The following is a 6,397-nucleotide window of genomic DNA, read 5'->3' as shown; positions in this document are numbered from 1 at the left end:
TAGACAATGTAGCGGCAGGCAAGATTGAAGCAGGTTCTCAGCAAGCTGTTAATGGTGGTCAGTTGCATGATTATACTAAAGAGCAGATGAAGATAGTTCTTGAAGATGCCAATAAGTATACGGATGAGAAAGTTAGTAGTCTTGTCAATGATGGTGTTAACGAGTCGAAATCCTATACAGATATGAAGTTTGAGACGTTGAATTATGCTATTCAGGATGTTCGGAAAGAAGCAAGACAAGCTGCTGCTATTGGTCTAGCGGTGTCCAACTTACGTTACTATGATATACCAGGATCTTTAAGTGTTTCATTTGGGAGTGGTTTATGGCGCAGTCAATCTGCACTTGCTATTGGTGCTGGTTATACATCTGAAGATGGAAATATTCGCTCGAATGTATCTGTGACAAGTGCTGGAGGTCATTGGGGAATAGGCGCTGGAATTACTCTGAGGTTGAGATGATAATAGAAAAAATGGCTGTTATTGTAAAAACGAGAAGTATGTTAGTAAAGGTTCTGTTTGCTCTTGCCTTAATAGGCAAGGGCGAAAGCTTTGCTAATGAGAACAATAATATTTATACAGTGCATCCACCGCACTTATCGATACCTAAGGGAGAGCCTGGCGAAACACGTCGAATTATTATGCAGTTTTATGATTGGACTTTGATTTGTGACGAAAAACAAAAGCTTAAACATAAGCAAGGTATATGTAATGTGACACAGACTGTTCATGATCAAGAAGGAAATACCATTTTTAGTTGGTCTCTTGTTTCTACGACAAGTGGTCAAGCAGTGATGCTTTTTCGAACATTGCCAAATTCTGATATAAATGTTCCGATTCAAATGTTTGTAAAAGGTGTTAAAAAACCTATTCTTATTAATTATACGCAATGTAATGAAACGGTTTGTTTGGCACAATCACCTGTAGGGCCGGTTTTGACTAAACAAATAGAGCAGAACAATAAGGTACGTATTTCCTATAAAACTAAAGAAGGTAAGGTATTTTCTTTTACTGTACCCTTTAAAGGGTTAAATGCGGCACTTAATTCTTTCCGTCCTTAGAATCCATCGAGTATTTTTAACAAGAGTCATTTTTCCATAAATTGTTGTATTGTATTTCTGAGTGTAAATTATAAGGTCAAATAAGTAAGAAGTTTTATATAATATGATATCGAGGTGATTTGTTGGAAAGAGTGAGAGTTTTATGAATATAAAGTCACAGTAAGTTTTTTATATATAATAGAAAATCAAGTTAGTGTTTTCCATAATGCTTAAAGAATGATTTCATTAGTTATTAAAAGTAAAAAAGATTAGAAATACTCGATTTCTTCCTTACAATAATGAGTAGACTAAATTCTTTTTTAAAGCTTCAAATGGATTTTTAGAGCGGTCTGATAAGTATTAATATTTTTAGATAAATTTATAATTCTATAGATTTTTTTTAACGATAGTTTTCATTGGTATTTACAAAATAACAGCTATTGTAATTGCATTTCGTAGTATTATGGGACTTTTATTCCAGCATAATCAAAGCCATTTCATTGCGTATAACAAACGAGGCTTGTGTGTGGATAACGAGATTAAAAAATTTTTTTTCTTATAAAGCATAAGAATGTATAAGTTGTTGTAACCTTAAGAGTCAGCAAATAGTATGATAGTGTAGGTTTGTTACAATAGAGGTGTGCTCCGTGTAAATGGTATAAAGAAAAGAGCATAATTTATAAAAAATAATGTGAACGTAAACGATAAATTTATAGTTTTAAGTTCATAAAGAGAAGCATGATTTCACGGAAACGACCGAAAGATTATACAAAAATCTGAATGATGCTAGTGTAGAAAATTTTAATGATAGGAAAAGAAAGAATGGTTTCTTGTATATATCATTTGATGCTGCATTATTGCTTTATTTAGGAATGAGCAGAAGAGTTTTCGCGTTTATTTATTGGGGGGAACGCTCAAGGGATAAGGGAAATGGCTCCGTTAAATTATGGTTCAAAAGAGTTAAAGCGAGGAGAAATATACGGTACCAAAGCAGATCAGTTGTATGATCAGTGCGGTAGTAATACAAATCATCATTCTGCATTGTCACGAACAGAGGCATACTCTGTCCTTGTTGATATAAAGAGACAACAGAGAAAAAAACATTATGAACAGAAACAAGTTTTTGTTCAATCTGAAACAGCTTTTGATTTTCATAGTCAGATAATGATAGGTGCTCAAAAAACAAAAAAACTCAAAGCACCTTTTCTTCGACGGTTCCATCCAGTAAAATCTCCACCTCTTTATGCGGCACTTGATCTCGGAACAAATAATTGTCGTCTTCTTATCGCATCTCCCAGTAAACTTGGATATTTTCGTGTTGTTGATGCTTTTTCTCGTATTGTACGATTGGGAGAAGGTTTAATAAATAACGGTTTTCTTAATACACAAGCTATGGATCGTGCGATTGAAGCATTAAAGATTTGTCATTTAAAGCTAAAACAAAGGCATATTAAGCGTTATCGCTTGATTGCAACGGAAGCTTGTCGTTCTGCAGAAAATGGTAGACATTTTATTCAGCGTGTTTTGGAGGAGACAGGTCTTGAATTGGAAATTGTTGATCGGCAAACAGAAGCGCGTTTTGCTGTTACAGGGTGTAGTACACTTGTTGAACCAAATACTGACGCTATTGTGCTTTTTGATATTGGAGGAGGATCATCAGAAATTGTGCTACTTGATGTTTCTCAAAAGCGTTCTTTTCGTTTAGCTAGACAAATTATCGCTTGGACTTCTCTTCCTGTTGGTGTTGTTACGCTCGCTGAACGTTTTGGAGGGAATGATATTAGCTTAGACGACTTTGAAAAAATGAAAAGCTATGTGCGAGGGTTATTAAATAATTTTTCAGATCGTCATAAATTAGGAAAGTTAGCACAAGGTTCAAAGTTTCATCTTTTGGGAACCTCCGGTACGGTTACGACTTTAGCAGGAATGTATCTTAATTTAGAGCGTTATGATAGGAAAAAAGTGGATGGCATTTGGATGAATGATGCAGACATTACACTTATGACACAACGCCTATTATCATGGGATATAGAAAAACGTGTCATAAATCCTTTTATTGGACGCGAGAGAGCAGATTTAGTTTTAGCTGGTTGTGCAATTTTAGATGTTATTAGGGAAGTTTGGCCCAGTCAGCGTTTAAGAGTTGCTGATCGTGGATTAAGGGAAGGAATTTTGATAGAGCTGATGTTACGCGATGGGGTATGGTGTCATCGTAGAAAGAGCAGAGATTTCAAGCGTTAGAGAATTAAATATGGAGACAATGAATAACGATGAAAAAAACAACAAAAACACCGCGAGGTGGCTATGGAGGTTCAGGGTCACATGAATTATATCAGTGCGTAAAAAAGAAAGCAGGAACCATTAAAGCTTCATCACGACGATGGTTAGAGAGGCATCTGAATGATCCTTATGTCCATCAATCAAAAGTAGATGGTTATCGTTCGCGTGCGGCTTATAAACTCATTGAAATTAATGAGCGCTATAGGTTTTTGAAAAAAGGCCAAAAGGTTATTGATTTAGGAGCGGCACCTGGGGGCTGGTGTCAGGTGGCTGAGTGTATAGTAGGGTCAAGTGATGAAGATCCTAGCGTTGTTGGTATTGATTATTTACATGTTGATCCATTGCCTAGAGTTGCCATGTTGGAAATGGATTTTTTGCATACAGATGCACCGCAGAAATTAATTGAGACTTTAGGAACAAAACCAGATGTGGTTCTTTCTGATATGGCAGCGCCAACAACAGGTCATCGTCAGACGGATCATTTAAGAACGATTTATTTATGTGAAGTTGCGGCTGATTTTGCTCTTTCGGTTTTAAGACCTGGGGGGCATTTTTTAGCAAAGGCTTTTCAAGGAGGAGCAGAAAACACTCTTCTCACGATACTAAAACAGCATTTTAAAAAAGTCTATCATGTTAAACCACCCGCAAGCCGATCAGAATCAGTAGAACTTTATCTTTTAGCACTTGAATTTAAAGGAAAAACAAACATTCAAGAATAGCGCCTTCTTTTAAGAAGATTTAACTTTACTTAACCTATTTAAATGTGATGATTTTTTCTCAAGGAGTTATCGGCGATAGTGACAGTTTTTCTGTTATCAATGATGAAAAACTGGTAAAACTAATGTATTGCCTATAGAGGTAGAGAGATTGATTCCTCAGTGAGTGTTTCCAATGAAATTTCTTGATCAAGCTAAAGTTTATATTCGTTCTGGTAATGGAGGTTCTGGAGCAGTATCATTTCGTCGTGAAAAATTCATAGAATTTGGGGGGCCAGATGGAGGGAATGGAGGACGGGGTGGTGATGTCTGGGCTCTTGTTGTTGATGGGCTTAACACACTGATTGATTATCGCTACCAACAGCATTTTAAAGCAAAAACAGGAGGCCATGGCAAGGGGCGTAATATGACAGGTGAGAAGGGTGATGATGTCATCCTTAAAGTTCCGGTTGGGACGCAAATTTTTGAAGAAGATAATACAACGTTAATATGTGATTTAACGGAAGTGGGACAGCGCTATCGCCTTGCAAAAGGGGGGAATGGCGGTTTTGGCAATCTTCACTTTACAACATCGACAAATCGGGCACCGCGTCGTGCAAATCCAGGTTTGTCTGGAGAAGAGCGTGCAATATGGCTTCGTTTGAAGTTAATTGCTGATGCCGGGCTTGTTGGTTTACCCAATGCCGGAAAATCAACTTTTTTAGCTTCTGTAACGGCGGCAAAGCCAAAAGTTGCAGATTATCCTTTTACCACTCTACATCCTCACCTTGGTGTTGTACGAATTGATGGTCGTGAATTTGTTTTGGCTGATATTCCGGGATTGATTGAAGGAGCGCATGAAGGTGTAGGAATTGGAGACCGTTTTTTAGGACATGTGGAACGTTGTCGTGTGCTCCTTCATTTGATTTCTGCTCAAGAAGAAGATGTAGCAAAAGCATATCAAATTGTGCGTCATGAACTTGAGGCATATGGAAATAATCTAAGTGATAAAACTGAAATTGTTGCTTTAAGCCAGATAGATACTCTGACAATTGAAGAACGTGAAGCTAAACAGGAAGCTTTGCAAAGAGCAGCGGATCAACCAGTTATGATGTTTTCTGCGGTTAGTCGCGAAGGTTTAGAAAATGTGCTGCGTGCTGGTGCACATATTATTGAAATATCACGCAAAGAGGAGAACGGTGGGGATAGCAGGATTGATTGAGATGGTTGTTGGATTGCAAAAACTTACACACTATAAACGTATTGTGGTCAAGATTGGATCTGCCCTTTTGGTTGATCCTCAGGCAGGTTTACGGGTTGAATGGCTTAAAAGCTTGATCAGTGATGTTGTTGAATTGCACAAAGGAGGCGTAGAGATATTGTTGGTGTCTTCAGGTGCTATTGCTTTAGGAAGGACATTGCTACAGCTTCCTAAGGGGGCTTTGAAATTGGAAGAAAGCCAGGCATGTGCTGCTTTGGGGCAAATTGAGTTAGCAAAAACCTATGGTGATGCGCTTGCTCAACATGGGCTCAAAACAGGCCAAATTTTGCTCACTTTATTTGATACGGAGGAGCGAAGGCGTTATCTCAATGCACGTGCAACGATTGAGACGCTTTTATGTTTGGGAGCTGTGCCTGTTATTAATGAGAATGATACTGTTGCAACAACTGAAATTCGTTATGGTGATAATGATCGTTTAGCTGCGCGTGTGGCAACAATGGTGAGGGCAGATCTTTTAATACTTTTATCTGATATTGATGGTCTTTATACAAAGTCTCCCCATAGTGATCCTACGGCTGAATTTATACCTTTTGTTGCATCCATTACGCATGATATCGAAAAAATGGCAGATGTTGCTGCTTCAGAGTTTTCACGGGGAGGAATGAAGACTAAGCTTGATGCCGGAAAAATAGCTAATGCTGCTGGAACGGCGATGATTATCACCTCAGGCAAGCGTATGAATCCCCTTGCTGCAATTGACAAAGGTGAACGCAAGAGTTTTTTTGCGGCAAGTAAGAAATCTGTCAATGCTTGGAAAACATGGATTTCTGGTCATTTAGATCCATCTGGTGTTTTGACGATTGATCAAGGAGCCATTAGGGCTCTTGAAACAGGAAAATCGTTATTAGCAGCAGGGGTTATTGGCGTTGAGGGAAATTTCCAACGTGGGGATACGGTTGCAATTGTTGGTACAGATGGAGTTGAGATTGCGCGTGGACTTGTAAGCTATGACAAAGATGAGGCTGTACGCATTATAGGACATAAAAGTGAAGAAATTGAAGCTATTCTTGGGTATGAGGCGCGCTCTGCTATGGTGCATCGTAATGATATGATTGTACGTTGCTTGATCAATTCTGTTTAAAAAAGTTACTTTTGTTTTTATTG

Annotated in this window: 6 protein-coding genes; all 6 read left to right on the top strand. The window is 38.1% G+C overall.

Annotated elements, in window-relative coordinates; translation table 11 throughout:
• Positions 1-458: YadA-like family protein (locus ACFILW_RS05125; protein ID WP_375685279.1), on the top strand; the 458-nt coding region annotated here is incomplete at its 5' end.
• Complete coding sequence (locus tag ACFILW_RS05120) at positions 455-1,057, top strand: invasion associated locus B family protein (RefSeq protein ID WP_375622923.1); 603 nt, start codon at positions 455-457, stop codon at positions 1,055-1,057. The genes ACFILW_RS05125 and ACFILW_RS05120, both read left to right, overlap by 4 nt.
• A 909-nt stretch (positions 1,058-1,966) precedes the next feature.
• Complete coding sequence (locus ACFILW_RS05115; RefSeq protein ID WP_375685278.1) at positions 1,967-3,277, top strand: Ppx/GppA phosphatase family protein; 1,311 nt, start codon at positions 1,967-1,969, stop codon at positions 3,275-3,277.
• Between the two features lie 29 nt (positions 3,278-3,306).
• Complete coding sequence (locus ACFILW_RS05110; RefSeq protein WP_375685277.1) at positions 3,307-4,035, top strand: RlmE family RNA methyltransferase; 729 nt, start codon at positions 3,307-3,309, stop codon at positions 4,033-4,035.
• A 172-nt stretch (positions 4,036-4,207) separates the two neighbouring features.
• Positions 4,208-5,233, top strand: coding sequence for a GTPase ObgE (gene obgE / locus ACFILW_RS05105; protein ID WP_375622929.1), 1,026 nt, complete (start codon positions 4,208-4,210; stop codon positions 5,231-5,233).
• Between the two features lies 1 nt (position 5,234).
• Positions 5,235-6,374 carry a glutamate 5-kinase gene (gene proB, locus ACFILW_RS05100; protein ID WP_375623101.1) on the top strand — a complete coding sequence of 380 codons (1,140 nt, stop codon included), beginning with the start codon at positions 5,235-5,237 and terminating at the stop codon, positions 6,372-6,374.
• Positions 6,375-6,397 lie beyond the last annotated feature (23 nt).

The organism is Bartonella sp. TT110JLCBS (genome assembly GCF_042193405.1).
In the GTDB taxonomy this organism is placed as follows: Bacteria; Pseudomonadota; Alphaproteobacteria; order Rhizobiales; family Rhizobiaceae; genus Bartonella.
Note: the sequence above shows the minus strand (reverse complement) of the source record. Positions and strands in the feature narration are given on the sequence as shown.

Coding starts and splice junctions, on each gene's coding strand:
- ACFILW_RS05120 (WP_375622923.1), top strand. CDS start 455: ATGATAATAGAAAAAATGGCTGTTATTGTAAAAACGAGAAGTATGTTA.
- ACFILW_RS05115 (WP_375685278.1), top strand. CDS start 1,967: ATGGCTCCGTTAAATTATGGTTCAAAAGAGTTAAAGCGAGGAGAAATA.
- ACFILW_RS05110 (WP_375685277.1), top strand. CDS start 3,307: ATGAAAAAAACAACAAAAACACCGCGAGGTGGCTATGGAGGTTCAGGG.
- obgE (WP_375622929.1), top strand. CDS start 4,208: ATGAAATTTCTTGATCAAGCTAAAGTTTATATTCGTTCTGGTAATGGA.
- proB (WP_375623101.1), top strand. CDS start 5,235: ATGGTTGTTGGATTGCAAAAACTTACACACTATAAACGTATTGTGGTC.